Source organism: Alphaproteobacteria bacterium PA2, assembly GCA_002256425.1.
GTDB lineage: Bacteria > Pseudomonadota > Alphaproteobacteria > Caulobacterales > Caulobacteraceae > Phenylobacterium.
Window position 1 is genome coordinate 2,970,656 of record NKIZ01000001.1, and the last position, 26,059, is coordinate 2,996,714.

At 65.6% G+C, this 26,059-nt stretch carries 28 protein-coding genes; 16 read left to right on the top strand and 12 right to left on the bottom strand.

The annotated features are described in order from the left end of the window. The first annotated feature begins 24 nt into the window (after positions 1-24). Positions 25-999: a hypothetical protein gene (locus CFE28_14245; protein ID OYU71046.1), complete on the top strand. Its 975-nt coding sequence runs from the start codon at positions 25-27 to the stop codon at positions 997-999. A gap of 16 nt (positions 1,000-1,015) precedes the next feature. Further along, entirely contained in the window at positions 1,016-2,257 is a 1,242-nt protein-coding gene (locus tag CFE28_14250; GenBank protein OYU71047.1) for a hypothetical protein, read from the top strand. Here the strand turns inward: CFE28_14250 and CFE28_14255 are convergent. After that, the gene (locus CFE28_14255; GenBank protein OYU71048.1) at positions 2,220-3,812 is read right to left on the bottom strand and encodes a hypothetical protein; all 1,593 of its coding nucleotides are present in this window, start codon (positions 3,810-3,812) and stop codon (positions 2,220-2,222) included. The genes CFE28_14250 and CFE28_14255 overlap by 38 nt on opposite strands. Then, positions 3,625-4,443, bottom strand: a complete 819-nt coding sequence (locus tag CFE28_14260) for a glycosyltransferase (protein OYU71049.1) — start codon at positions 4,441-4,443, stop codon at positions 3,625-3,627. The genes CFE28_14255 and CFE28_14260 overlap by 188 nt, the downstream gene beginning before the upstream one ends. A 39-nt stretch (positions 4,444-4,482) precedes the next feature. On the opposite strand from CFE28_14260, the gene CFE28_14265 reads away from it, so the two are divergent. The 13 genes from CFE28_14265 to CFE28_14325 all read left to right on the top strand — a co-directional run bounded on the left by CFE28_14265 (position 4,483) and on the right by CFE28_14325 (position 15,237). Then, positions 4,483-5,136: a UDP-phosphate galactose phosphotransferase gene (locus CFE28_14265; GenBank protein ID OYU71050.1), complete on the top strand. Its 654-nt coding sequence runs from the start codon at positions 4,483-4,485 to the stop codon at positions 5,134-5,136. Next, positions 5,133-6,083, top strand: a complete 951-nt coding sequence (locus CFE28_14270; protein OYU71051.1) for a hypothetical protein — start codon at positions 5,133-5,135, stop codon at positions 6,081-6,083. The genes CFE28_14265 and CFE28_14270 overlap by 4 nt, the downstream gene beginning before the upstream one ends. Next, a complete protein-coding gene (locus CFE28_14275) occupies positions 5,768-7,048 on the top strand; it encodes a hypothetical protein (GenBank protein ID OYU71730.1) in 1,281 nt (426 codons plus the stop codon). Before CFE28_14270 ends, CFE28_14275 begins: the two co-directional genes overlap by 316 nt. Positions 7,049-7,141: 93 nt before the next feature. Continuing rightward, a complete protein-coding gene (locus CFE28_14280; protein ID OYU71052.1) occupies positions 7,142-7,891 on the top strand; it encodes a transaldolase in 750 nt (249 codons plus the stop codon). Positions 7,892-7,899: 8 nt separating this feature from the next. Beyond that, positions 7,900-8,637, top strand: coding sequence for a nucleotidyl transferase (locus CFE28_14285; GenBank protein ID OYU71053.1), 738 nt, complete (start codon positions 7,900-7,902; stop codon positions 8,635-8,637). Continuing rightward, on the top strand, positions 8,634-9,173 hold the full coding sequence (locus CFE28_14290) for a D,D-heptose 1,7-bisphosphate phosphatase (GenBank protein ID OYU71054.1): 540 nt from the start codon (positions 8,634-8,636) through the stop codon (positions 9,171-9,173). Before CFE28_14285 ends, CFE28_14290 begins: the two co-directional genes overlap by 4 nt. A 19-nt stretch (positions 9,174-9,192) precedes the next feature. Further along, positions 9,193-9,810 (top strand): sugar isomerase, encoded by a 618-nt coding sequence (locus CFE28_14295; GenBank protein ID OYU71055.1) that lies wholly within the window; start codon positions 9,193-9,195, stop codon positions 9,808-9,810. 3 nt (positions 9,811-9,813) lie between these two features. Next, positions 9,814-10,839: a galactokinase gene (locus CFE28_14300; GenBank protein ID OYU71056.1), complete on the top strand. Its 1,026-nt coding sequence runs from the start codon at positions 9,814-9,816 to the stop codon at positions 10,837-10,839. Then, positions 10,836-11,897 carry a dehydrogenase gene (locus tag CFE28_14305; protein ID OYU71057.1) on the top strand — a complete coding sequence of 354 codons (1,062 nt, stop codon included), beginning with the start codon at positions 10,836-10,838 and terminating at the stop codon, positions 11,895-11,897. Before CFE28_14300 ends, CFE28_14305 begins: the two co-directional genes overlap by 4 nt. After that, positions 11,879-12,571, top strand: a complete 693-nt coding sequence (locus tag CFE28_14310; GenBank protein OYU71058.1) for a hypothetical protein — start codon at positions 11,879-11,881, stop codon at positions 12,569-12,571. Before CFE28_14305 ends, CFE28_14310 begins: the two co-directional genes overlap by 19 nt. Before the next feature lie 72 nt (positions 12,572-12,643). Beyond that, positions 12,644-13,405 carry a hypothetical protein gene (locus CFE28_14315; protein OYU71059.1) on the top strand — a complete coding sequence of 254 codons (762 nt, stop codon included), beginning with the start codon at positions 12,644-12,646 and terminating at the stop codon, positions 13,403-13,405. 165 nt (positions 13,406-13,570) lie between these two features. Continuing rightward, positions 13,571-14,353, top strand: coding sequence for a hypothetical protein (locus tag CFE28_14320; GenBank protein ID OYU71060.1), 783 nt, complete (start codon positions 13,571-13,573; stop codon positions 14,351-14,353). Positions 14,354-14,430: 77 nt separating this feature from the next. Beyond that, positions 14,431-15,237, top strand: a complete 807-nt coding sequence (locus CFE28_14325; protein ID OYU71061.1) for a hypothetical protein — start codon at positions 14,431-14,433, stop codon at positions 15,235-15,237. Positions 15,238-15,240: 3 nt separating this feature from the next. Here CFE28_14325 and CFE28_14330 read toward each other — a convergent pair whose 3' ends face one another. From CFE28_14330 to CFE28_14375, 10 genes are all read right to left on the bottom strand, one after another. Beyond that, entirely contained in the window at positions 15,241-16,101 is an 861-nt protein-coding gene (locus tag CFE28_14330) for a hypothetical protein (protein ID OYU71062.1), read from the bottom strand. Beyond that, on the bottom strand, positions 16,098-17,102 hold the full coding sequence (locus tag CFE28_14335; protein ID OYU71063.1) for a hypothetical protein: 1,005 nt from the start codon (positions 17,100-17,102) through the stop codon (positions 16,098-16,100). Before CFE28_14335 ends, CFE28_14330 begins: the two co-directional genes overlap by 4 nt. Before the next feature lie 9 nt (positions 17,103-17,111). Then, positions 17,112-18,422: a DUF58 domain-containing protein gene (locus tag CFE28_14340; protein OYU71064.1), complete on the bottom strand. Its 1,311-nt coding sequence runs from the start codon at positions 18,420-18,422 to the stop codon at positions 17,112-17,114. A 3-nt stretch (positions 18,423-18,425) separates the two neighbouring features. Beyond that, the gene (locus CFE28_14345; protein OYU71731.1) at positions 18,426-19,292 is read right to left on the bottom strand and encodes a magnesium chelatase; all 867 of its coding nucleotides are present in this window, start codon (positions 19,290-19,292) and stop codon (positions 18,426-18,428) included. A gap of 76 nt (positions 19,293-19,368) precedes the next feature. Continuing rightward, positions 19,369-20,589, bottom strand: coding sequence for a hypothetical protein (locus CFE28_14350; GenBank protein OYU71065.1), 1,221 nt, complete (start codon positions 20,587-20,589; stop codon positions 19,369-19,371). After that, positions 20,586-21,242, bottom strand: a complete 657-nt coding sequence (locus CFE28_14355; GenBank protein OYU71066.1) for a hypothetical protein — start codon at positions 21,240-21,242, stop codon at positions 20,586-20,588. The genes CFE28_14350 and CFE28_14355 overlap by 4 nt, the downstream gene beginning before the upstream one ends. Before the next feature lie 75 nt (positions 21,243-21,317). Continuing rightward, the gene (locus CFE28_14360; protein ID OYU71067.1) at positions 21,318-22,094 is read right to left on the bottom strand and encodes an ABC transporter; all 777 of its coding nucleotides are present in this window, start codon (positions 22,092-22,094) and stop codon (positions 21,318-21,320) included. After that, positions 22,091-23,068 (bottom strand): ABC transporter permease, encoded by a 978-nt coding sequence (locus CFE28_14365; GenBank protein ID OYU71068.1) that lies wholly within the window; start codon positions 23,066-23,068, stop codon positions 22,091-22,093. The genes CFE28_14360 and CFE28_14365 overlap by 4 nt, the downstream gene beginning before the upstream one ends. After that, positions 23,065-23,859: an ABC transporter substrate-binding protein gene (locus CFE28_14370; protein ID OYU71732.1), complete on the bottom strand. Its 795-nt coding sequence runs from the start codon at positions 23,857-23,859 to the stop codon at positions 23,065-23,067. The genes CFE28_14365 and CFE28_14370 overlap by 4 nt, the downstream gene beginning before the upstream one ends. Before the next feature lie 99 nt (positions 23,860-23,958). Further along, the gene (locus CFE28_14375; protein OYU71069.1) at positions 23,959-25,212 is read right to left on the bottom strand and encodes a phosphatidylserine decarboxylase; all 1,254 of its coding nucleotides are present in this window, start codon (positions 25,210-25,212) and stop codon (positions 23,959-23,961) included. A 62-nt stretch (positions 25,213-25,274) separates the two neighbouring features. Here CFE28_14375 and CFE28_14380 point away from each other — a divergent pair, with 62 nt between their 5' ends. Further along, complete coding sequence (locus tag CFE28_14380; protein OYU71070.1) at positions 25,275-26,048, top strand: hypothetical protein; 774 nt, start codon at positions 25,275-25,277, stop codon at positions 26,046-26,048. The last annotated feature ends 11 nt before the right edge of the window (positions 26,049-26,059 follow it).

The following is a 26,059-nucleotide window of genomic DNA, read 5'->3' on the forward strand; positions in this document are numbered from 1 at the left end:
CGGGAAACATCTCGGGAACCGGTCATGTTGAAGCGATCAAGGACAGGTCTTTCAGTGCTTGCAGCCCTGGCGGCTGGACTTGCAGTGACCGCCTCAAGCCCGACGGCCCTGGCCCAGGCAAGCCCGGTTTATGCGCCGCAAGCCTATGCGCCTGAAGGCTACGCGCCGCCGTCCTATGCGCCGTCGGCGGCCCCCTATCAGCCCCAGCAGACCCGGAGCGACTATGGCAGGCCGGCAGAGACCGAGGGTTACCGCCCGCCGGCCTACAATCCGGCCTGGGTGCCACAGGGCTATGGCGCGAACCAGGCCCTCCCCAACCAGGCCGCCGCCCCGCCCCCGCAGGTCGCGGCCTATTCCGAGCCCCCGCGCTATTCCGGCGGCCGCTATGCAGACTGGTCGGACAGCGACTATCGCTACCGGATCAGCGCCGGTGACGAACTGTCCCTGCGGTTCCTGCTCAATCCGGATCTCAATACGGGCGTGCTGGTGGGTCCCGATGGCCGAGGCGTCTTTCCCCTGATCAGTGGGGTGCGGGTGGCGGACATGACGGTCGAGGAGGCCAATGGCGTCCTGTCGCGAGCCTATGCCCAGATCCTCCGACGCCCCGACGTCCAGGTGCTGATCACTGCCTATGGATCATCCCAGGTCTATGTGGGCGGCGAAGTGCGGACCCCTGGCGTCTATCCCATCCGGGGTCAGCTGACCCCGGCCCAGGCCGTGATGATGGCGGGGGGCCTGGCCACTTCGGCCCGCCTTGGTCGCGTCGCCATCATTCGTCAGCGCCCGAACGGCCAGATCCTCGTCAAGCAGATCGACCTCAAGGCCTATCTCTCCAAGGGTCAGGGCATTGGTCCCTTCACCATCCTGCCCGGCGATCTGATCTTCGTGCCGCGCAGCTCGATCGCTGAAGTCGATCTTTTCGTCGACCAGTACATTACGGGCCTCTTGCCCCTTGGACGCGTCCTGGGCTACCGCGACAACACGATCGCAACATTCTGAAAGGTCGCGCAGCCCTGTGACCCGGTATCTGACGGCGGCGATCGAGCAGGCCCTCTGGTCGATCCTCAATCTCGGGGTCAACCTGCTCCTGCTGCGCGTGGCGACGCCTGACCAGTACGGGACCTTCGCCTTCTGGGCCAATGTCGGCTTTGTTTTCGTGAGCCTGCAGAACGCCCTGACCGTCACCCATCTCAGCGTGCTGCCGCCAGGGGATGACCTGCACGAGGACAGGCTGCCGACCGAGCGGATCATGCACGGGGTCACCGGGATCTTCCTGATCCTCACCGCCTGTGGAGTCCTGGGTGCGACCCTGTTCCTCAAGGGCGCGGGCCAGGAGCTCGGCGCACCCATGGCTGCGCTCTTCGTCCCGGCCTTTCTCATGCAGCAGTATTTCAGGTTTCTGAGCTTTTCCCGGGGTAGGCCCAACGAAGCCCTGGCCCAGACCCTGGCTGTTCTGGTGAGCGCAGTCCTGCTGCTGGTCGTGGGCTCCATGACCACCGGGTCCCTGACCGCAGACCATATACTGGGCCTGCTGGGCCTGTCCTATGGCGCCGTAGGACTGGTGGCCGGAGTTCTGGCCGTCCGGCGTCAGGGCCTGAGCTTTTCGCCATCGGTCCTGTCAGGCTTTCACGGTTTTCTGAAGCCGACGGGCTGGCTGTTTCTGGGTGTGACCTCCTCCGAGCTCCTCACCCGATTCTACGCCTTTGCGGTGGCAGGCGCCTTCGGGGCCAGCGCCCTGGCCTCCCTGTCGGCCACCCAGCTGCTGCTGCGGCCTATCCCTCTCCTGGCGACATCCTGGTCGCAGGTGGCGCGGGTAGACCTGATCCGCCGCAAGGAGAGCAGGCAGTGGCGGGCTTTCTCCTGGATGGTCGTGACGGCGCTGATCGGCGGCCTGATCGCCTCAGCGATCTGGTCTGGGGCGATTGACCTGACCTGGCCCTGGCTGTCGCAACTGGCCTTCAAGGGAAAGTATCTGGAGGACCGCTGGATGGTCATGCTCTGGGGCGTCTCTGCGGCCCTAAGCCTGGTGCAGGTGGTGATCAATACGCCGCTTCAGGTCCTGCAGGACTATCGCGCCCTGGCCATCGCCAACGCCGTGGCCTCGGTCGTGTCGGCGGCCGGAATTCTGATCGGCATGCGCATGATCGGACCCGGCGGCGCCATTATCGGCACCTCGATCGGTCAGCTGGTCGAAGTCCTGATCATGGGCGGTCTGCTGGTCACCGCGATACGGTCGGCGCAAAATCAGGGGCGTTGAAGCCGCCCGGTCGATTGCGGTCTGGCCAGCGCAGGTCGATGTCCAGGCCCACCAGCAGGATCAGGATGCCGTAGGTCGCATTGGCGGTGAAATAGCTGCTCTCCAGGAAGTTATGGAGTGTGAACAACAGCGGAAAAAGCGCGAGAAAGACCCCATAGGGATAGGCGACCTGATCCTCGCTTCGGCCAGACATCATGGACAGTCTGAGCATGGACAGGGCGCGCCATATCCACCGGGCCAGCATGAGCAGGGCGCCGACAAGGCCGATGATTCCGGTTGTGGCGAGGATGTCGATATAGCCGTTGTGGGACTCGTTGGTGAAGGCGTCGGGCTGGGCGAACCATTCGTCGGTCTGAAGGCTGGGCTGGACTGAAGGGTCCACATCCCAGAGGGAGCCGAAGCCGACCCCCTTCCACGGCGTTTCCGCCCAGACCCCCAGAACAAACCGCCAGACGTCGGTTCTCTGGGTGAAGGTGATTTTCGACAAAGCCGAGAAGGGCTCATCGCCGTTCATGGCGTTCCATCCCAGCCAGCCCAGAAAAAGGACAGCGAGGACAGCGAGCCCTGTGCATATCGCGGCCCAGATCAGGCTTGCCCGAAGTCTGAGGAGCCAGATCAGGACCGGCGCAGCCAGGCCGGCCGCAACGAGAATGCCCAGGCTGGTCTTGGATTTCGAAGCGATCAGCAGTGCGAAGCCGGCCAGAACGACCAGACTCCAGAAGGCCCGACCGAGGAAGGATTTGCGACCCTGGAGATAGGCGGCGCAGACAATGCAGCAATACATCATCACGCTGCCCAGGGTGTTCTTGTGGGTATGGATCGCCGCAAGTCCGATCTCGGTCATGCTTTTGGCCGGGGCCAGGATCCACGAGAAGAAGTCTATGGCCACCATGATGGCGCAGGCGGTCGCCATGACGGCCAATATCCTGTCCGCCCGGCGTATGGACAGGGCCAGGGCCAGACAGATCAGAACCTGGATGACCAGGAGCAGGAGCCGCTTTGATGAAACCGCAGGGTCCAGGGCCCACCGCGTGGTGATCGCAAACCAGACCAGCATGGCCACCAGGGGCCAGACCCGGCGCAGGGCTTCGAGAATGACCCCGCGACGAAACCAGAAGATCGGCGCCGCCAGCCCGAACAGGGCCAGCCAGACCAGACGGAACCAGGGCGAGACCGGCGCAATTCCGGTCGCCGGATCTATGACCGCCTCGTGCTCATAGGGCGCCACCCCGATCATCATGAAGAGCAGCATGATGGTCAGAATTCCCGAGCCGAGAAGTCCCAGCCAGAAGTCGGCGAATTCAGAAACCTCCGCCCGCCGTTCTTCCTGGCTGGCGCGCCAGTCCGCCAGAATGTCGACCCGGTGATCAGCCATTGGGGAGTTCAGACCCGCTTGGCGATCTGAGCCCCAGTCGGATGGCCGCCACATCACGCAGGCCAAGACCCAGGCCCACCAGGCCGCGCACCAGATACCGGCGCCACAGTCGCCTGGGCTCCCGCACCAGCCGATAGAGCCAGACAAGGCCAGAATGCTCCATCCAGTCGGGCGCCGCATCCAGCCGCCCGGTCACCACGCTGATGGACGAGCCTATGCAGAGGCCGACGCCGACCGAACGGCCATCGGCGATGATATGCTGGCAGAACTTCTCCGACTGGGGCGGACCCATGGCCACAAAGACAAACCTCGCGGGATGGGTCGCCACGAATTCCACGGCTTCCGCAACGGCCACCGGATCGTTGATGAAGCCCATGGGCGGAATGTGCTGGACCACATTGGTCAGGGAGAACTGCCGGACCAGATCGGCGACGATTTCCGGCGTGCAGCCTATGATGCTGATGGGGTCATCTGTCGCCACGCCGTTCCTGAACATGTGGTCCACCACATAGGCGCCCGGTGCGAATTTCAGGTCCAGGCCCGCCAGCCGGGCTGCCCGGCCCAGAATGCGGCTGTCATTGGTGCTGATCCAGCAGGTGTCGCCACAGGCCCGGAACAGGGAATCCCGGCGACGAAGGAAGGCATGTTCGGCATTGGGGGTGACGAAGGGCGTGAAGGGCGCATCGGCGGGACGCCCTATCAGGGCGCTCACAGTTTCTTCCACGCTCAGCGGCGTGAACCGCAGGCCGGCGAAACGCACCTCGCCAAACTCGGTCTTCTGGTCGGAACCGGTTGTCAACGGGTTGCCCATATAAGTCTGCGTCCAGAACTATCAGTCGTGCGATTCACCATGAGCCACACCATCAGTTTACGCCCCGTTCTCGCCGGAGGGCGAAATGTCGCCTTCGAACTCGCGGTCAAGCGGGTCATGGACATCTGCGTGTCGGCCTTCCTGCTGGTCGCCCTGTCCCCCATGCTTCTGATCGTCGCCCTGATGGTCAGGCTGACCTCCCCCGGCTCCGTCTTCCATACCTGCGACTGGATCGGCCACGAAGGCCGGCCCTTCCGCGGCTGGAAGTTCCGCACCATGATTCCGAACGCCGACTCCATGGAGGCCGAACTGCGGTCGCGGAACGAGATGACCGGCCCGGCTTTCAAGATCACCAATGACCCCCGGGTGACCCCCGTGGGCCGCATACTGCGGCGCTACAGCATTGATGAGCTGCCCCAGCTCTGGAACGTGCTCAAGGGCGATATCAGCCTGGTCGGGCCCCGGGCCCCGCGGGAACATGAATACGCCCAGTTCACGGACTTCCAGAAACAGAAGCTGGCGGTCAAGCCGGGCATTACCTGTCTGTGGCAGGTCCAGGGCCGCCACAGGATCAGCGACTATGACCGCTGGGTCGAGCTGGACCTGGAATACATCGCCACCTGGTCGCTCTGGCTGGACATCAGGATCCTGGCGCGGACCGCCTTGGTGGTGGTTCAGGGGACCGGCGTATGACCCGGCCCGACATCAGCGTCGTTGTCCTCAGCTATGACCGGGTCCACCTGCTGAAGCGCACCCTCACCGAGGGGCTGAAGCAGGTCATGGCGCCAGGCCGGTCCTATGAATTCATCGTGGTGGACAATCATCCGGACGAGCTAGCCGAGGATATGGTCAACAGCCTGGCCGCATCGGGCGCGCCCATCACCTATCTGGCCGACGACCGTCGCAACATTTCCATTGTCCGTAACAAGGGGATCGCCGCCTCCCGGGGAACCTATGTGGCCTTCATCGATGATGATGAGGCGCCCGATGCCCGCTGGCTGGATGAGTTGTTCGAGTGCCTCGAGCGCACCGGGGCCGACGCTGCCTTCGGCCCGAAACTGCCACTGTTTGAGTCCGGCAAGGCGCCGGACTGGGATCGTGAAGCCTGGCTCTACACCCTGGACTTCCGGCTTCCGGCTGACGCGCCCATCGAAATGTTCGGGCGCTTCCGGCGCAAGGGCAAGGGGCTGGGCAGTGGCAATGCGGCCTTCCGGGTGGCCACCTGTTTCAATTCAGCCGAACCCTTCAGCGTGGCCTTTGGCGACGCCAATGGTGAGGACACCCAGCTGCTCTTCCGCCTGGCCCTGGAAGGCAAGCGCTTCGTCTGGTGTCCCGCCGCCATAGTCCGCGAGTTCATCGAGACCGACCGCACCAAGCCGGAATACATGGTCACCCGCATGAAACGGGGCTCGCAGCACTATGCGGCCTCGCGGATCAATACCAGCGACACGCCGCAGATGACCCGGCTCAAGGTGATGGGCCTGGGCCTGGCCCAGTTCTGCGTCCATGCCGGCCTCTTCCTCGCCAGTTTCGAATTCCTCAGCCGCACCCGCTATACCCAGCGTATCGGCATGGCCAAGGGCCTGGGAAAGCTCAGCTACCGGGCGCCCATCGGCTTCATCGACGAGCATGCTGCGTGAGTTCGGTCGACGTTTCCATCGTCATCGCCACCTATAACCGGCCGGTACAGCTGGCCGAGACCCTGAAGTCCTGCCTGGGCCAGTCCAACCGCCTGGGCCAGACCCTGGAAATCGTTGTCGTCGACAACCATCCCTCCCGGAACGGCATGCCGGTGGTCGAACAGATGGACGTCAGCTCGCCCTTCGCCATCCGCTATGTGGCCGACCCCGTCCGCAACATGTCGGCCCTGCGCAATCGCGGCTTTGCAGAAGCCAAAGGGCGGTGGGTCGCCATCATTGATGACGACGAAATCGCTGACCATGACTGGCTGGACGAGCTGATCGGCGCCGCCGAAGCCACCGAGGCCGACATCGTGGTAGGGCCGCGCCTGGCCAGTTTCGCAGGCGGACGCCCTCCGGCCTACGATCCCGACGGGGCCGACTTCATTCGCGACCTGGGCCTGAAGGATCAGGCCGTGGTTGATCTGACCTGGCCGGACGGCAAGCCGCGCTATGGCCTTGGCACCGGCAATTCGGCCTTCAACATGGCGCGTTGCTTTCCGGCAGGCGAGCCGCCTATGCGGCTGGAATTCGGCGACGCAGGGGGCGAGGACGCAGAGCTGTTCATCCGCCTGCACAGGTCGGGACGCAGGATTGTCTGGGCGTCCAGGGCCTTTGTCACCGAGACGGTGGCCGGACACCGCACAAAGGTCGCCTATCGTCTGGTGCGCGCCCGCCGCGAGGCCCAGCACTATGTGGCCATCTATCTGGATGTAACCCCGAAGCCGTCACGGGTGCGGGCCATCCTGATCGCCAAGGGTCTGGCCCAGGTCGTGGCAGGATTCCTGCTTGCCCTGGTCACCCTTGAGTTCGGATCCGAAACCCGCCTGAAAGGGCGCCTGATGATGGCCCAGGGATTGGGCAAGCTGACCTGGACCCGCCCCGTCGGCTATATTTCCGAGCCCACCGCCTCCGCCGCGAGCTGAATCCGCACCGCGTTAACCTGAACCCTGCGGTACTGGCACACTCTTTGAAATCCTCCCCTCAATCTTCCTCGAACGGAGGTCTTGAGGGTCAAAATGCTACACTCATTGAACGTTGCGAACGACGCCACCGAGATCCGCGCCTCTGCGGATGTCAAACTGTACGGCGATGGCGCCACCCTGTCGGACTTCGCCCGCCTCCACCAGGAAGGCGTTGTCACCGGCTTCACCACCAATCCCAGCCTGATGCGCAGGGCCGGCGTTTCGGACTATGCCGCCTTTGGCCGCGAGCTTCTGGCCGTGATTCCGGACATGCCCATCTCGTTTGAGGTCATTGCCGACGATTTCCCGGAAATGCGCCGCCAGGCCCTGCTGCTCGCCTCCTGGGGTCCGAATGTCTATGTGAAGATCCCCATCACCAACACCAGGCGGGAATCCAGCCTTCCCCTGATCGCCGAACTCTCGGCCATGGGCGTGAAGGTCAATGTGACCGCCATTCTCACTTTGGAACAGGTTGCTGGCACGGTCGAAGCCCTGGCCCCCGAAACCCCGGCGGTGATTTCGATCTTCGCCGGTCGCATCGCCGACACTGGCCTGGATCCCATGCCGATCATGCGCGCCGCCGTCGCCATGGCCGCCCGTCGTCCCCATGCCGAAGTCCTCTGGGCTTCGATCCGCGAAGTCCTGAACGTCTATCAGGCCCAGGAGTGCGGCTGCCACATCATCACCGCCACCCCTGACCTGCTGAAGAAGCTGGACATGGCAGGCAAGGATCTGGCGGACCTGTCGGCGGAAACCGTCGCCATGTTCGACACCGACGCCCGCGCCGCCGGCTACCAGCTCTAGGCGCAGGCATGACCCGGGCCCTTGTTCTGGCGGCAGGTCTGGGAAGTCGCATCCGCGATGTTGCGGGCGACCTTCCCAAACCGCTCATGCCTTTCGGGGATGCGCCCATTCTGGCGCATAACCTGACCTGGCTGGCCGCCGCCGGGATCAGGGACGCCTGGATCAACCTGCACTATGGCGCCGACCTGATCCGCACCCGGATCGGCGACGGATCAGCCTTTGGCCTGAAGATCCACTATGTCTACGAGCCGGAACTGCTGGGCACAGCCGGCGCCATGAAGAACATCGCCCATGCCGTCACCGGGCCCATGCTGGTGGTCTATGGCGACAATGTCGTCCGGTTCGATCTGGAGGGCCTGACCCGCACCCACGGCCGATCTGGCGCCGAGGCCACGGTCGTCGTCTATGACCGCGACCGCCACATGAACACCGGCATAGCCGGCGGCCGGGTCCAGATCGCCGATGACGGCGCCATCACCCGGTTTGTGGAAGGCCCTGAGGCCGCAAAACTCTCCAGCCTGGTCAATGCCGGGGTTTATCGCATCGAACCTGGCCTTCTGGACCTGATCGCCTCAGGCCAGGCCGTGGACTTTGGCCGCGATGTCTTCCCGGCTATGCTGGCCAGGGGCCGCAAGCTCATGGCCCATGTCATGGATGACGCCGGGGTCTGCCTTGGCCTCGACACCCCCGAAAGCCATGCCGCAGGCCAGACCCTGCTGGCGGACGGCCGACTGGTGCTGGCATGACCCGGGCTGTTTTCCTCGACCGCGACGGCGTCCTGAACGCCATCATCGAACGGGACGGCAAACCCGCCTCGCCGCGCAGCCCTGATGAGCTGCAGATCGTCGCCGACGCCCTTTCAACCCTGATGGCGCTCAAGGCCCAGGGCTTCTCCCTGTTTGTGGTGACCAACCAGCCCGATATCCGCCGCGGGCTGATGAGCCAGGCCAGCCTCGACGCCATCCATGCCCGCCTGGCCACCGCCCTGCCGGTGGACGGGATCTCCGCCTGCCAGCACGACAACGCCGACAACTGCCACTGCCGCAAGCCCCGGCCAGGCCTGATCCTTGACCTGGCCCTCCGCCACGGTATCGATCTGTCCCAGTCCTGGATGGTCGGCGATCAGGACCGGGACATCACCTGCGGCCAGGCCGCCGGTTGCCGCACCATCCTGCTGAACCGCCCCTACAATTCCGGCGCCGCGTCTGGCGCCGACCATGTGGTGGAAAGCCTCAGCCAGACCCTGACTGTCATCACCCCCACCCCGCGCCTGTGCGCCTGAACTGACGGAACCCCCCACCGTGTTTACTGATCAATTCTTCGACGTCGCCGCCCGCGCCATGGCCGCCATTGACCGCGCTTCGGTGGAAGCCACCGCCCTGGCCCTCCGGAAGGTCCGCGATCAGGGCGGCCGACTGTTCCTGATCGGGGTCGGCGGCAGCGCCGGCCATGCCAGCCACGCCACCAACGACTTCCGCAAGATCTGCGGCTTCGAAGCCTATTGCCCGACGGACAATGTCTCCGAGCTGACCGCCCGCATCAATGACGAGGGCTGGGAAGGCACCTTCTCCACCTGGCTGCAGTCCAGCCGGCTGCGCGCCGAAGACGGCCTGCTGATCTTCTCGGTGGGCGGCGGCAGCGTGAACCCGCCGGTCAGCGCCAACATCGTAAGGGCCATCGAACTGGCCAAGGAACGGGGGGCCACAGTCACCGGCATTGTCGGGCGCAATGGCGGCTTCACCGCCCAGGCGGCCGACGCCTGCGTCATCGTCCCCACCGTCGATGACCAGCTGATCACGCCCATCGTCGAGGGTCTGGCCGCCGTGGTCTGGCACCTGCTGGTCTCCCACCCGGCCCTGTCGGTGTCCAAGGGGCACTGGGAACAGATCGCCGCCGGCACGGTCAAGGTCCCGGCCTAGGCCATGATCTCGACCCGCACCCCCCTGCGCGTCACCCTGGGCGGCGGCGGCACCGATCTGGAAAGCTATTACCGCCATGGCGGCGGCTTCATCTTCGCCATGGGTCTGGACAAGTACATCCATATCGCCGCCCACCGCCCGGCCTTCCACGGCGACGTCATCCTGCATGGTCCCGATCCGGAATCCTGCGCCTCGGCCGCCGAGCTGCGCCATGAACTGGTGCGCGCCGCCCTGCAGGCCCATGGCATTGACGACCGGTTCGAAGCCGCCTCCATCGGCGACATCGCCGGCGGCACGGGGCTGGGGTCTTCCAGCTGTTTCCTGGTGGGATTCCTCAACGCCCTTCACGCCCTGAAGGGCCACACGCCGGACCGTCAGGCCCTGGCGGAAGAGGCCTGCCGGATCGAGATCGAGACCCTGGCCAAGGGCATTGGCAAGCAGGACCAGTACATGGCGGCCTTTGGCGGCCTGACCACCCTGGACATCGCCCCCGACGGGACCGTCCAGGTGGGAACCGTACAGATTCCTGCACAGACCGAGGCGGCCTTCGTCGCCCATACCCACATCTACTATACCGGCCTGCGCCGGGACGCCGCCGTCATCCTGGATGACCAGAACAGCGCCATGCTGTCAGGCAGCGCCGCCCACCACGACGCCGTCGCCGAGAGCCTGGGCGCCATCAAGACCCTGGGCTACCGGATCCGCGACGCCTGGGTCGAGGGCGACCTCAATGGCTGGGGCGAGATGCTCCACGAGCACTGGCTGTCCAAGAAGAAGCTGTCTTCCAAGATTTCCTGGCCGCACATCGACCAGCTCTACGACCATGTCCGAGCCGAATACGGCGTGCTGGGCGGCAAGGTCATCGGTGCCGGCGGCGGCGGCTTCCTCATGCTGTTCGACCCCAGCGACGGGCGCGAGCTCGAGGCCTATATGGCCGGCCAGAACATGCCCCGGCTGAACTACCAGATCGATCGCGGCGGGACCCAGGTCCTGCTCGGCCAGGAAGCCCAGTTCAGGCGCGCTGCATGATCACCCGCCCCACGCCAAAGGATTTCGACGTCCGGTCAAGGGCGCCCCTGCGGCTGGGCCTGGCCGGGGGCGGCACGGACCTGTCACCCTATTGCGACCAGTTCGGCGGCGCCGTGCTGAACGCCACCATTGGCCGTTTCGCCTTCGCCCATGTCACCCCCAGCCCGGACGGTCTGATCCGCTTCCGCGCCCGGGACCTGGGCGGCGCTGAGGAAACCTTCCGCGACCTGGACCAGATCACCCTGGACCAGGGCCTGATCCTGCATCGCGCCGTCTACCGTCATGTGGTCGAGACCTGGCTGGACGGGCGGGCCCCTGCCCTCACCGTCTCCACCAATATCGACGCCCCCGCAGGCTCTGGCCTCGGCTCGTCGTCAGCCCTGGCCGTGGCCCTGATCGAGGCCTTCCGGGTGGCCCTGGACCTGCCCCTCGGTCCCTATGAAATCGCCCGCCTGGCTTTTGAGCTGGAACGGGTGAAGCTGGGCCTGGCCGGCGGCCGGCAGGACCAGTACGCCGCAGCCTTCGGCGGGGTGAACTATATCGAATTCCTCACGGACGACCGGGTGCTGGTCAGCCCCCTTCGGGTGCCCCGGGCCTATCTCAATGAGTTCGAGAGCTCGCTGGTCATCTGCTTCACTGGCCAGTCGCGGCGGTCCGAAGGCATCATCCAGGAGCAGATCAACGGCCTGAACGCCATGGACGCCCAGACCCTGGCCAGCATGCATTCCCTGAAGGCTGACGCCTCCGCCATGCGCGAAGCCCTGCTGCGGGGTCAGGTTCACGATGTGGCCGACATCCTCATGCAGTCCTGGGCCGCCAAGAAACAGACGGCCAAGGGTATAGCCACCGAGTGCGTCGACCGGTTGTTCGATCACGGCATGGCTAATGGCGCCTGGGGCGGCAAGGTGTCGGGCGCCGGCGGCGGCGGCTTCCTGATGTTCTGCACAGACCCGGAAAATCGCTACCGGCTGATCAGCGCCCTCAATCAGGCCGGCGGTCAGGCCAGCAGTGTCAGCTTCACTTTCGAGGGCGCCGAAGCCTGGAGCGTACCCCGGTGAAGGTCCGTCAGTGCGCCATACTGGCCGGCGGCGCCGGAACCCGTCTTGGCGCCCTGACCCATGACACGCCAAAGCCCCTACTGCCCGTGGCGGGCCGGCCCTTCCTGGAACACCTGATACAGAAGGCGGCCGGGCATGGCCTTGACCGCATACTGCTGCTGGTCGGCCACCACGCCGCCGTCGTCGAAGACTGGTTGGCGGGATCGGATCTGGCGGGCAGGCTGGGCGTCGAGATCAGCCTCTCCATCGAGCCGCGCCCCCTGGGGACTGGCGGCGCGATCGCCTTCGCCCGCCCGCGGCTGGACGAGGCCTTCCTGCTGATCAATGGCGACACCTGGTTCGACTTTGACTGGCGGGTCCTGGCGGATCTGGACGGCGCGGCCATCGCCCTGCGCCAGATTCCCGAGGCCGACCGCTATGAGACCGTCGAAGTGGAAAATGACCGGGCCGTGGCCTTTGTGCCCAGGTCAGGACAGAGGCGGCCTGGCCTGATCAATGGCGGCGTCTACCGGCTGGAGCGGGACATCATCCCCGACGGCCCCTTCTCTCTGGAAACCGAAATCCTGCCCGGCCTGTGCGAAGCCGGCAGGCTGGGCGCCAGGGCCTTTGACGGCGCCTTCATCGATATCGGCGTCCCCGAAAGCTACGCCGCCGCGCAGAAGCTGCTGGCCTGAACTGGCGGTCGACAAGACGGGAGGGGCGTGGTTAGTTCCTGTCAGGGTTGATTTTCTGGGCGCGGCAATTTCATGGCGACAGGTTCAGGGGCATTCGAGAAACTGGACATCGGGCGGGTTTTCCAGACCACATTCGGCATAATCCGGCGAAATATGATCCCATTGGCCATCCTAGGGATAGTGCTCGATATCCTGCCTTCAGCGCTGTCGATCATCATGAAGCAAAAGGTTCTGCTTGGGATCGAAAAGCCTGAATCCCTCCCAACCAATATGGCCATTGCCTTTGTCACCATGTGCTTTGCGACCGTTTTTCAGGCCGCCTCGATTCACGTGACGATTGCTGACCTGAATGGACGCTCCATATCTGTCGCAGAAGCGCTGCGGCGATCAGTGAAACTCATAATTCCGCTAATCGGGATCGGAGTGATGCTGAGCATCGCAATTGGCTTTGGCATACTTCTGCTGATCGTGCCCGGGCTGATGGTGGCTTGCGCTTTCGCGGTCGCCGTGCCTGCCCGGGTCGTTGAGGGCATTCCGGCCAACGCAACCCTTGACCGCAGCCGCTACCTTACCCGCGGAAACCGCTGGCGTATTTTCTGGCTCGGCGGGATCTGGTTGATCATGCTCGCCGTTTTTGAGGCTGCAGTGATCGCCTTGTCCGGCAATATGCAGAGCTTACCCAATCTGGGATTGGGAAGCGCCGGCATAGCTACCCTGGTTGTGAGCTTTGTCATCGGCGTCGTTTCAACTGTGACCATAAGCGTCCTCTACTTCGAACTCCGTCGGATCAAAGACGGTGTTGGCGCCACTGACCTGGCGACTGTTTTTGACTGACTGGAAGGTCAGCCAATCCATCCCGGACATTCGAAGCCGCCTTAATCGATATCGGCGTCCCAGAAAGCTGTCCCGCCGCGCAGAAGCTGCTGGCCTGACCATCGACATCGAGGCGAGGCCGTGGTTACTTCAATGAAAGGTTGAAACTCGGGGGCTTTCAGATTCATGACGACGACAACGGCGCCTGTTGAAAAGCTCGATATCGGCAAGGTGATTCAGGTCAGCTTCGCTCTCGTCCAGCGATACCTGTCCACATTTGCCATTCTGTCCCTGCTTCTCGCAGCCTTGCCAGCCTTGCTGAACGCCTTTGTGCAAAGCCAGACCATGGCGAGCGTTGGAGCCTTCGGGGCACGCTACAGTTCCACTTCGGGTGTTTGGCTTGGAGTTCTGGGATGGCTGATTACCCTGTGCGCGAACGCAGTTTATCAGGCGGCCTCCATCCAGATCAGCGTCTCGGATCTGAACGGCCGAGCCATCAAGGTCAGCGACAGCCTGCGTTTGGGCCAAAAGCATCTGGTCCCTCTGATTATCGTCTCCCTTTTGCAAGCCCTGGCTATTGGCTTTGGAACTGCCTTGCTGATTGTCCCGGGAATGATGATGGCCTGCGCCTTCGCTGTCGCTGCCCCGGCACAGGTGGTGGAGAACATTCCCGCCATGTCGACATTTCGGCGGAGCCGGGACCTGACCCGTGGAAACCGCTGGAGAATTTTCGGCCTGGCCATGGTCTATTTCATCATGATCGCCATCCTAGAGGGCGTTCTGTTTTCCCTGTTTGGCGGGCTGACAACCCTGACAGATCCGACATCGGCGCCGCGCCTGATACTGCTGCCGATCATCACCATGATTATCGGAACCCTGACCGCCTCCAGTGTCGGCGTCCTCTATTTCGAACTCCGCCGGATCAGGGACGGTGTCGGCGCGACCGACCTCGCGGCCGTTTTCGACTGACACACAGAAGTCATCGACAACCTGCAGATACCGTGTTCACCTTCGGGCAGGGTTGAAACTCAGGGGCTTGCAAACTCATGGCGATGACAGACGTGTCCGCAGAAAAGCTGGATATTGGCCGGGTCTTCCAGCTGGCGATTGAAATCGGGAAGCGGCGGTTCGGACGGCTGGCCATACTGTGGGCCATCGCCATGGCAGGAGTGATCGCCCTTGGCGTCCTGCTGGTTCTCGTCGCTGGCGGCACCATGCTGACAGACATTCTGGCCGGGGGAAGGCCGAGCCTTGCCACTGTGCAGAAAATCTGGCCGATCGCCTTGGTCGGCATTGTCATCATTGCGATCTTCACCGCCGTGATCCAGGCGGCCAGCATCAGTGTCGCCATCGGTGACATTGCTGGTCGGACCACGACCCTGGAGGAAGATCTGAAGCTGGGGCTACGCAAGGCCTGGCCGCTTCTCGCGGTCTCTTTCCTGTTCTCCATCGCCCTTGTCTTCGGATTTGCCCTGCTGATCGTGCCCGGGATCATGATCGGCCTGGCCTTCTCACAGGCCATCCAGGCCACGGTCGTCGAAAAGATCGGGATCATGCAGGCCTTCGATCGCAGCCGCTTTCTGACCCGCAACAACCGCTGGCGGCTTCTGGGCCTCTGGGCGGTGGTCATTCTCGCCTACATGGTCCTTTCCATTGTCCTCGGGGCCTTGACTGGCGGACTGGCCATGCGCGAGTCTGGCGCGGCTGCCGGCATTGGCGTCTTCGCCTCCAACATCATTGAGAGTCTGGTCGCCAGCATTGCGGGCTATTGCCTGCAGGGTGCCGCCTATGCCGAACTGCGGCGGATCAAGGATGGCGCCGGAGCGGCCGACCTGGGCGAAGTCTTCGACTGATCCCTAGCCCAGGTCGAACTTGTCCTTGCGACGCCGACCAAACAGGACCTGACGCTCGAGCCGCGCTCGCAGCGCCGCATAATAGGCGGCGAGGAAGGCGCGGTCTGAGGTCTCCGTGCCCCCTGTCCAGACAATGCGGCGGCGGATTCGGGTGGCCACATCCGTCAGGGTCTTGCGGTCGCCAATGCGCAGGACCCTTTCCAGCACCTGGAGTTCCTTGATCCCGTAGGCGTCCAGCTGCTCATCGGTGAAGCGCACTTCCGACAGGGCCAGGACCCCGTCATTGGCCAGGTCCGGCGCCAGCAGGTGCTTGGGGTTCCGCACCACCAGGGTTCCGGCGATCAGGTCTCCGGCCCTCAGGCGCTCGGCGTTGAACAGGGGAAACAGCAGGAAGACCAGCGACCACAGACAGCCCAGGGCTATGACCCAGCCGTCGACACCGTTCCCCCTGGCCATCATGAAGGTGAGGGGCAGGAAGAGCTCCAGTTCGCGCAGGGCGTTGCGGGCGAAGACGGCGTCCGCGGTTAGAGGGCCCCCGTGCCGGGCGATAACCCTCAGCTTCATCAGCCGCTTGCCCGGCGTCGCGGCCCGGGGCTGCATTTCAAAGACCGTGAAATAGAAGTTCCGCAGCAGGAAGAAGCCCAGGATCCAGATCACGGCCAGGGCGGATCTGGGGGCCTCGGTCTTGGTCGCCCAGACCACCATGCCCAGCACCAGGGTCATGCCGATGACCCCGGCGATGATGATCAGCAGGTCAATGATCAGGGCGCCTGCCCTGGCCGATACCTCGCCCAGTTCAAGCCGCAGATCGACGCCTTCCGGAGTAATGAGCTCCCGCCGGCCGGAGAGATGGGGCCCGCTCATGCGTCCAACCCCGGTCGCCGGGCATAAAAGTAGAGGCACCACAGGAAGGCCGAGACCGCGGCGATGGTCAGGCGCACGGGGGTATCCTGGATCAATTGCCGGGCGAAACCTTCCAGCAGGCCTGCGACAAACAGCATGATCACCACGCCGATCATCACCATCCCGCCACGCTTGCCCGCTGCCATGATGGCGTCCATCCGCGAGACGTCCCCGGGGAACAGGCTGGCCCAGCCAATGCCCAGGCCGGCGGCGCCCGCCAGGATGACGGCGAACAACTCCGTGACCCCGTGGATCATCAGCCAGCCTGCGGCCTCAATGCCCAGGCCGCGGGAAATGAACACACTGAGGAAGGCCCCCAGCATGGCGCCCGTCGAGGCCATCAGGGCCGCCGTCGGCACGCAGAAGGCAAAGCCCAGGGCAAAGGCGAAAATCGCGATCCGGGCATTATGGGTGAAGAGGAAGGACGCCATGACCCCCAGCTGGTCCTGTTCACCGGCCCTGGGCGCCCCATGCAGGGTCTCGCGCAGGAAGGCCGTGGTCGCCGCCGGGTCACGGCCATTGGCCAGATCCTTGGCGACAAAGGCGTGGAACCAGTCCGGATCACTCTGCACCAGGACCATGGCGACGATCACGCCCAGCGCCATGATGGCGGCGGAGACCAGGGTTTCACGTCCGAGACTGCGCACGGCGTTCGGCCAGTCCCGGACAAAGAACCTCTGCAGGCGCTCCAGCAGCCCGATGCGGCCCCCATAGACCACGAAATAGGCCCGGGTACAGAGGCTCTCCAGATAGTCGGTCAGGCCCTGATCCAGGGAGATGGACCTGGCCACCGAGAGGGAAGACAGGGCCTGGCGGTAGAGCACAGGCAGCTCCAGCAACTGGGTGATGGACAGCCGCGACGGCGCCCCGCCCTCGACCCTGGTCAGCAGGCGCTCAAGCTTGCGCCAGTCGGCTTCGCGCTCTTCCCGGAACCTTTGACTCTTGAGCTGGAGCTCAGCCATTCCGCACCCCTAGAGCAGGTCCCGACGCTTGGCGTCGAGATAGGTGTTGACGAGATCAGGCCCCAGCTGGTCCGGCGTCGCCTCGACGATCTGGGCGCCGGCCCGGCGCAGGCGATTGAGGACGGCTTCCCTTTGCTGGAGCAGGCTGCCGGCGATGACCGCACGGGAAATGTCGTCGGCCTCCTGCGGCTGTCGGTCCGCCAGCTCCTCCAGTTCAAGGTCCCGCAGGACCACGAACATGACCAGGTGGGTGCGCAGCAGGCGGCCGACATTCTCCAGCATCAGCTGGGCGCTGGTCGGGTCGGCGAAGTCGGTGAAGATCACCACCAGGGCCCGGCGGTTCAGCTGTCCGGCCAGCGTGGTCAGGCCCAGGGTGAAGTTGGTCTCCTCGGTGGAATAGTCGATCCCCGCCGCCAGCTTCTGCAGCAGGGGAAAGGCCGCCGCCCCGCTGGCCGGGCCGCTGGAAATCCGCGGTCGGGCGTCGAATGCAAACAGGCCGACCCGGTCACCCAGCTTCAGGCTCACAAAGGCCATCAGCAGGGCGGCGTTGATCACGTGGTCTATGCGGGCAATGCCCTGCAGGGGCGCGCACATGAGCCGGCCGGTGTCGAGGGCCAGGATGACCGGATGGTTCCGCTCGGAGTGGTACTCCCGGCCGACCAGCTTGCCGTGCCGGGCGCTCTGTTTCCAGTCGATGGCGCGGATGTCCATGCCCGTCTGGAATTCCTTCAGGGCGTGAAACTCGGACCCTTCACCGGTCTCCATCTGGGCCTTGACCCCCAGCATGCCGTCCCGGGCGAAGAGGCGCAGGGCGGCGTCCCGGACCCCGGCAATGTTCGGCGTGACAGCCAGGGCGTGATCGAGGACGTCGCGCCTCTGAACCCAGGCCAGTCCCAGAGGACCTGACCAGCGGGACCAGAGGGTTTCAATACGGCCGTCCCCACGGCGCAAGGGGGTGATCTGCACCTCGGCCTCGCCCTGCCCGTCCCGGATCTCCACGGAGCGCCGCGGCAGGGTAAGGCTGAGGCGGTCATTGACGCCAACGGCCAGCTCAAGACGCGAGGGCGCGCCGCGGGCGAAGGCGGCCGCGATCCTGCCTCCGCCCTTTCCGCCAACGCCAAGGGCGCCCGGCGCGGTCAGGGCCAGGGACAGCTTGTCCGGAGACGCCGCGAGCCAGGCGTCCATCGCCACCAGGGCCAGGGCCGCCAGGGCCCAGAAGGCGCCCAGGGTCCACCCACCAGGCGTCACAAGGCCTACCGCCAGCACAACGGGCGCGCCAAGCAGGGCCAGGACGATTGCACGGCGGGTGGGATAGATCATGGGTTAGCGCGGCGCCTCGATCTGATCGACCAGTGAGGCCAGAACCTGATCCACCTGGCGACCCTCGATCTCGGCGGCCGGCGACAGGATGACCCGGTGGCGCAGACCCGCCAGGGCCAGGGCCTTCACGTCGTCAGGAATGGCATAGTCGCGGCCATCGAGTACGGCGCGGGCCCGGGCGGCCAGGGCCAGCATGGCGGCACCCCGGGGGGATGCGCCGCTCTGCAGGTCGGCGCTCTCGCGGGTCGCCCGCACCAGATTCAGGACATAGTCGACAATCTCGTCGCTCAGGCGGACCTGGGCCACCGTGTCAGCGGCGGCGCGGATCCAGGCGGCGTCGGCTACCTTTTCCACGCCCATGGCGGCCGGGTCAGCCTGGCCGCTGCGCAGACCGTGGCTGGCGATGATGGCCCGCTCTTCCTCGCGGCTGGGATACTGCAGGACCTGCTTGAACAGGAACCGGTCCAGCTGGGCTTCCGGCAGGGGATAGGTGCCCTGCTGTTCCAGGGGATTCTGGGTCGCCACCACCATGAAGCGGTCGCTCAAGGGGTGGGACTTGCCGTCCAGGGTCACCCGGCGCTCCTGCATGGCTTCCAGCAGGGCGGCCTGGGTCTTGGGCGGGGTGCGGTTGATTTCGTCGGCCAGCAGCAGCTCGCAGAACACCGGGCCCGGATTGAAGGTGAAGGCGCTGGTCTGGAAGTTGAACAGGTTGGCCCCGACGATGTCGGCCGGCATCAGGTCGGGGGTGAACTGCACCCGTCCGAAATCCAGGGTCAGGGTGTGGGCGAAGCACTGGGCCAGGAAGGTCTTGGCGGTGCCGGGCGGACCTTCCAGCAGGACATGGCCCCCCGCGATCAGGGCGGTCAGCATCAGGTCCACGGTTTCGGCTTGCCCGACCACCGCCTTGCCGATCTGCGCCCGGATGGCGTCGGCCCTGGATTTCACTTCATCGACGGTCACGGGTCATCTCCGACTTCCATTGGAACAGTTTGCGCGCCGCGGTCAGGGCGGCGTTGCGGTTGGTGGCGGACCTGGCCTGGGGCAAGAGGTCCGAAAGGGGTGTGGTGACGGAGCGCCCGGCTTCCTGCCGCATCAGGCGCGCTGTGCGGGCGGCGGGGTCGGTTTCGCGGTCCCCGGCGGACTTGGCGACCCGGGCTTCGATCAGGGCGGCATAGGCGGGGGTAAGTTCATGAGCCTTGCCCGCGGCATGGATCAGGCCAGCAGAACTGTCGATCAGGGCCGCCTTGCCCAGGGCCAGAGCCCTGCCTCCGGTCCGGGCCGGCCCGAACCGCACAGCCGCGTGCACCCCCATCAGGATGATGGCCGCCAGCAGGCAGAGGGTTCCGCCCAGCAGGGGCGGCTCGACGGCAAGCTTGAGCGGATTGCGGGTCCGCATGAAACCGTTCGGTGTCACGTCGAAAGCCAGTCCCCCATCGCCCCGCAGGACATTGAGGATCGCCATGCCTGCGCGGGCGGTGTTGATGTCCTTCAGTCCCTGGGTGTTGAGCAGGTCGGGATCGGCCAGGACCAGCAATTGGGTATCCTTGTAGACGGCCAGGACCATGCGACCCTGTTCATCGGTCAGGACCGGATGGAAGTCGGGACCGGCAATGGTTTGCAGCCGGTCGACCGGGCCGAGGGGCAGGTAGGTTCCTTCCCCGAACGGACCGCCGGCGCCATGGAGGCGGGGCCTCGTAATGCCCTTCCGGTGGTAGAAGGCCGGGCGGCTCAGATCGGAAATCGGACGCTGGACGGCCAGGTTCGACAAGAGGTCGATCTTGCGCACCCAGCCCTGGTGCCGGGGGTCTGGCTGGACCGACCATTTGGGCAGGACCACCAGCAGATTGCCTTCCCTGTCGTACTCACGCAGGGCCTTGGGATCAAAGTCCACATCGGGCGTCAGCACCCTTAGCGCCCCGTTTTCATTGGGGTCTGTCAAGGGATCCCGGCTGATGACGACCGGCACGCCCTGGGCCTGGGCCATGACCACAGCGCCCTGGAATCCTATGGCCGATTTCGACAGGGGATGGCCCCCGCCATCGTCTCCCCCCCGAAGTTCGCCGGCATAGAGGCCCAGCAAGGCGAATCCGGAAAAGGCGAAGACGCCCACCAGAATGACCGCGATCATCACCCTGGGTGAAAAGGGATTCTGGCTCTCTCCGCTCATGTCCACCGCTCCGGCAGGGCGAAGTCGGCATAGGCCTGGCGGCAACCGGCGAAGGCGTCAGCGTCGACGGGCCGGCCTCCGAACAGGCTGCGCTCCACCACCTGGGCGATCTGCGAAAAGGCGGTCCGGGCCGGGGGCGGCATGGCCTCCAGTCTGGCCAGGTCGCGACTGGTATAGGCAGGGCGCAGTACTCCCGGACGCTTGGCGGCGAAATCGTTGACGCTGCGGACCAGAAGCAGGTGGGCGGCCTCGGCATAGCGCCCCTCCGCGGCCAGGGCGTCAGCGTCGCCCAGCAGGGCCTTGGCGCCCTCTGCGGTCGGCCGCCAGCCGGCCTCCTGACCGCCCAGACTGAGGGGTCGGGCCAGTCTCTGGGCGCGGGTGCGGATCAAATCCCGGGCGATGAACCAGGCGATCAACCCCAGGGCAAGGATCAGTCCCCCCCAGAAGAGGAATTTCAGGACAGGCGCAATGCCGATCAGGAACTTGCCGATCCCCTGAAGAAGGTCGGTAAGCCAGCCCGGCGGCTCGGGCAGCTTGTAGGTGACGAAGTCGAACTGCAGGTCCCTGGCGGCCAGCAGCTTGCGGTGAGCAGCCTGCAGGGTCTGCTCCGCATCCGAGGGCTGCGCCGCATCACTCAACTCGAACTCCTGCAGCGACCTATGGTGGTTTCAGCGAGAAACAAACGCTAGCCAGCCACGGAACGAAATGAAACCTGTTTCCGACAGAGTCTAAGCAGATCGACCGACTATATCTATCGTCAGACCGTCTTCGCCCTGACCAATTTCCGCGCGGACGCCGTAGGTCGCCGCGATCACATCGGCTGTCAGGGCCTGCGCGGGCGCGCCATCGGCGACGATCCTGCCCTCTGACAGAACCAGCACCCTGTCGGCGAACCGTGCGGCCAGGGACAGGTCGTGCAGGGTCAGGACAACGCCGCAGCCCTGGGCGCCGGCAAGGGATCTGAACAGGGACAGGGCGTCCAGTTGATGGCCGGGATCCAGACCGGTCAGGGGTTCGTCCGCCAGCAGCCATTCCGGCTCGCCCGCCAGGGCTCTGGCGATCAGGACGCGGGCCCGCTCACCGCCGGAAAGGGTGGAAACATCCCGGTCGGCGAGGTCTGCAGCGTCAGCAGCCTGCAGGGCCTCCTCGATATGCCGGGCGTCGTCGGCAGACAGGCCACGGGCGCCTATAAAGGGCGTCCGACCGAGACCCACAAGAATGCGCGCCTCCACCGCCCAGGCGATTTCCGGGGTCTGGGGCAGGAAGGCAAGCCGTCGGGCCCGAGCCCTGGGCTTGAGAGCCCGCAGGCTGACATCATCGAGCCTGGCCTGACCGGCGTCAGGGAGTCTCAGCCCCGCCAGCACCTCCAGCAGGGTGGACTTGCCGGCGCCATTGGGGCCCAGGATCGCTGTAACCTGGCCTGGGGCAAAGGCCCCGGAGACACCATCAAGCACCTTGCGTCCACCAAAGCTCATGGTGATGTCGTCGAAGGCCAGCAGGCTCATCCCAGCCTCCGCCGCATGGACAGCAACAGCGCCAGGAAGAAGGGACCACCCAGCAGGGCCATGGCCACCCCCAGCTTCACCTCCGCCGCCCCGGGGGTCAGCCGCACCACGATGTCAGCCGCAGTCACCAGCACGGCGCCGCCCAGGGCGCCGGGAACCAGGAGGCCGCCGGGCCTGGCTCCGACCAGGGGGCGCAGGAGGTGGGGAACTATCAGGCCGACGAAGCCGATGACCCCGGTCACCGCAACACTGGCCCCGGCCGTAAGGGCGACGCCCAGAGCCAGGAGCAGCCGGGTCCGCCCCAGGTCAACACCCAGGGATTTTGCGCCGGTCTCCCCCAGGGTCAGGGCGTCGAGGGCCGGGCCCAGGGTGAGCAAAAGGCCAAGGCCTGTCAGGATCATGGGTCCCGCCAGGGCCAGGTCGGCCATGCTGCGGTCGGTCAGGGCGCCCATGAGCCAGGTGACGATCTCGTCCTTGGCCCAGGGATTAGGGGCCAGACTGAGGGCCAGGGCGACCCCGGCCGCCGCCAGGGTCTGGAGAATGACGCCCGACAGGACAAAGGCCACAAGGCTCGATCCCTCCCCAGCCAGGGCGATCAGCAGTCCCACCGCCGCCAGGGCGCCGATCATGGCCGCCAGGGCCATGACCCAGGGCTGCTGGGCGCCCGCCCCGAAATAGAGGGTCAGGACTGCGCCGAAGGCCGCCATGGAAGCCACACCCAGGGCGCCCGGATCGGCCAGGGGGTTTCGGGTATAGCCCTGCATGGCGGCGCCCGACATGCCAAGCGCCGCGCCGATGGTCAGGGCCAGCAGGGTCCTTGGCAGGCGAAGGTCAAACAGGATCGGCGCCAGGGGGTTCATAGGGTCCAGCCAGACCGACAGGGGAACCCAGACCTTGCCCGCCATGAGGCTGAGGGCGCCCAGGACGACAATGGCCGCCGCGAGTCCGGCCAGGGTCAGGGTGCGACGGGTCATGCCTGCGCCATCCGGGCGCGCCGGCGGATATCCGCCAGGGCGACGGCCGCCTCGATCAGCACGGGGCCGCCGCAATAGGTCAGCCTCTGCGGCAGGGTGGCGCGGAACATGGCGGGCCCTATGCGGGCCAGGGCCGGATGGCGCAAGAGGCGATCGGCCCAGTTCGGCGCGCCGGCCCGAAGCTGTCCCGCCAGCAGGACTTCCGGCGGATTGGCGATCAGGCGCTCGAGGGGCAGATCCCCTGTCTGGGTCAGGCCGTAGTCCGTTGCGGCGTTGGCGAAGCCTGTCCGTCGCAGCATTTCGTCCATCAGGGTGCCGGGCGCCACGGCAAAGCCGCCGGTCTGGTAGACCAGGGCCCGGAGGGGGCGTTCGCCGTGCTTGGGAGCGGCCTCGGCCAGGGCCTGATCCATGCGCCTGCAGAGAGCTTCGCCTCGCCCGGGCCAGCCGATCACCGCCGCCAGTCGACGCACCTGGGCCTGACTTTCGGCAATGGTGTCGGGCAGACCAAAGGTCTCCAGCCGAAGTCCGCGACGCCTGAGGGCTGTCGTGGTCGCCGGCGCGGCATAGGGTGAGGTCAGGACCAGATCAGGGTTGAGAAGCAGGACCTCTTCCGCCGTCCCGTAGGTGAAGGGCAGGGTCAGGCCCGCTGGTCCCAGGCTGGAGCTGGAAAGGTCGTGCGAATAGTGGCTGACAGCTGCGATCTGCCGCCGATCAGCCAGGGCATGGAGCATGACGTCCAGGCACGGGTTCAGGGATACGACCCTCTCCGGCCGTCGGCCGCGACCCGCCATCAGACCGATCCCGGCCCCGAGGGCGGATCGTCGGGTAAGGTCGGCGGGTGGGGTCATGCCGGTATTATGGCCCAAACCCTTGCCTCCGGCGACTGCGCCTCACGCAGGCTCGACGGCTGGCAGCCGATACTGACCATCCAGCAGGGCTGGCCTGGCGAAATAGGCCCGCATGAACAGGGCGAAGGGTCCGGCCGGCGCAGGAAGCCAGTTGCCGAGGCGCTCTTCCCCGGGGGACTCGTGGCTGATCCAGATGTCCAGCGATCCGTCCGCATTATGGGTCAGGCCCGGGGTGCGGTCGCCAATGGCGTAACGATGGATCGGGTTGTCCGTGAAGAAGAACTGGCCGTCCGCCGTGCCCTCATAGAGGCTGAGGGACCAGAAGCTGTCCACCGGGATCAGCTTGTCAGCGGGGAAGTGCAGGCGCCAGGGCCGGGTCCCGTCATAGAGCCCGCGGTGCTCTCCGACGGCGCGCATGTACATGGCCTCCACCGGCGGCAGGGCGGCCAGGCCGCTGAGGGCCACCAGGGCGCGGAAGCCATAGCTCTCGCCAAAATTCCCCAGTTCCGCCTTGGGATAGGTCCAGCCATTGATCACCCCGGCCCTGCCGGGGGCGTAGTGGTGCAGGGTGGATCTGGCCTTGGCCACACCGGCCTCGATCGCGGCGGCCTCTTCGCTCGAGAACCGCTCAGGATCGAATTTTCCGGCCCCCAGACCCAGGGGCGCGATCCGTGACAGCAAGGCGCCGTCGGTGGCCGGCGGCGGGTTCTCCACCATCAGGGCGTCCGCAGCCGCAAAATAGGCATGCCAGGAGTCTGACCGGCCGCCCCGCGGGGGTTGGGGCGGAGAGGCCGGGCCCTGGATGGAAACACCCGACTGGACCGCCCGGGCGGCCTCAAGGTCGTGCGGGCCATCCACCAGGATCCGCGCCAGGGCCCAGACATGATTGGTGGGCGAGCGGATCGTCCCCACGCCGCCACCGGCGTCATCCGGCCCGATCAGACGCCAGGTTCCCCCTTCCGTGCCAGTGGTCCGGGTGCCGAGAACGGCGAAGTTGTTGGTCCAGGCGTCCATCAGGGCGACCGAGAGGTAACGGGCCCCGGAGGCCGGCAGGGTCAGGCTGACAGGTCCGTGGCTGAGATCCAGCTGGGCGCTGGAATAGAGGGTGTCATTGTTCGGCGTCGTCACCGCCCGGGAGGTATGGTCCGCAAGATCGCGGGAATGGGTCAGCTCATTGATCCCGCCGCCGAAAGCCCCCTTCCCCGTCCGGGTCGAAGCGACCTCAATCAGTGGCAGGGCATAGACCCAGGCCTCCCGCGCAGCTTCGCTGAGGGCGGTGATGCGGTCCGTGGTCATGGCGGTTTCCTTCCGGGATCGTCTCTTGCCGGAGGTTTACCCGCCCGGTCGGCCCCAGGGCAATGCCACACCTGTCCGCCTGCCGGGCCCCGGTTGGACTCGGCGACTTGTCTGGTATGGTCGCCATGGAGATCGCTGCGGGACTGACCATGGATCAACTGAAGGCGCTGTTGCCTGACATACCAAGGTGGGTTGAAGCCCGGGACCTGGTGCTTTCGGGGGAAGGCGAAGTCTTCGGCCTCGAGACCGCGGGGCCTCTGAGCCTTGTCCTTCGCAACCCCGACGACGACGTGACCTTCGTCATTGGCAGGCCAGACCCTTCTGCGGTCCTGGCGGCTGTGGGGACGGGCGACCTGATCGCCGGGGTCGAGGCCCGGAACTGGCTTGCGGATCTCCTGCCTGAGCGGACCTGCGAAGTTGCGCCTGTCTTCACAATGGCTCGGCCCAATTTGCCGCCGCCGACACCCGAGGTGAGGATTGTTTCCCTCGCCGAGATCACCAGGTCGGTCGATGACGCGGAACTTCTGGAGGAACTGGAGGCGGCGTCCGAATTCACCGAAATCGCCGCAAGCTTTGAGGACGGCCGACCCGTGTCCTTCTGCTATGCCGGCTCCGAAACCGAAACCCTTTGGGATGTCGGCATTGACACCCTGGAAGCCTATCAGCGACGGGGCCACGCCGCGCGGGTCGCAGGCTTCATGATCCGCCGCATGAAGGCAGAAGGACTGGATGTGGTCTGGACCGCCCTGGAGAGCAACCTCGCCTCGGTGAAACTGGCCGGCGCCCTCGGCTTTCATGAAGTCGACAGGATCGTGATTTTCCAGCGGCCGGACTAAGCGGCGCTCAT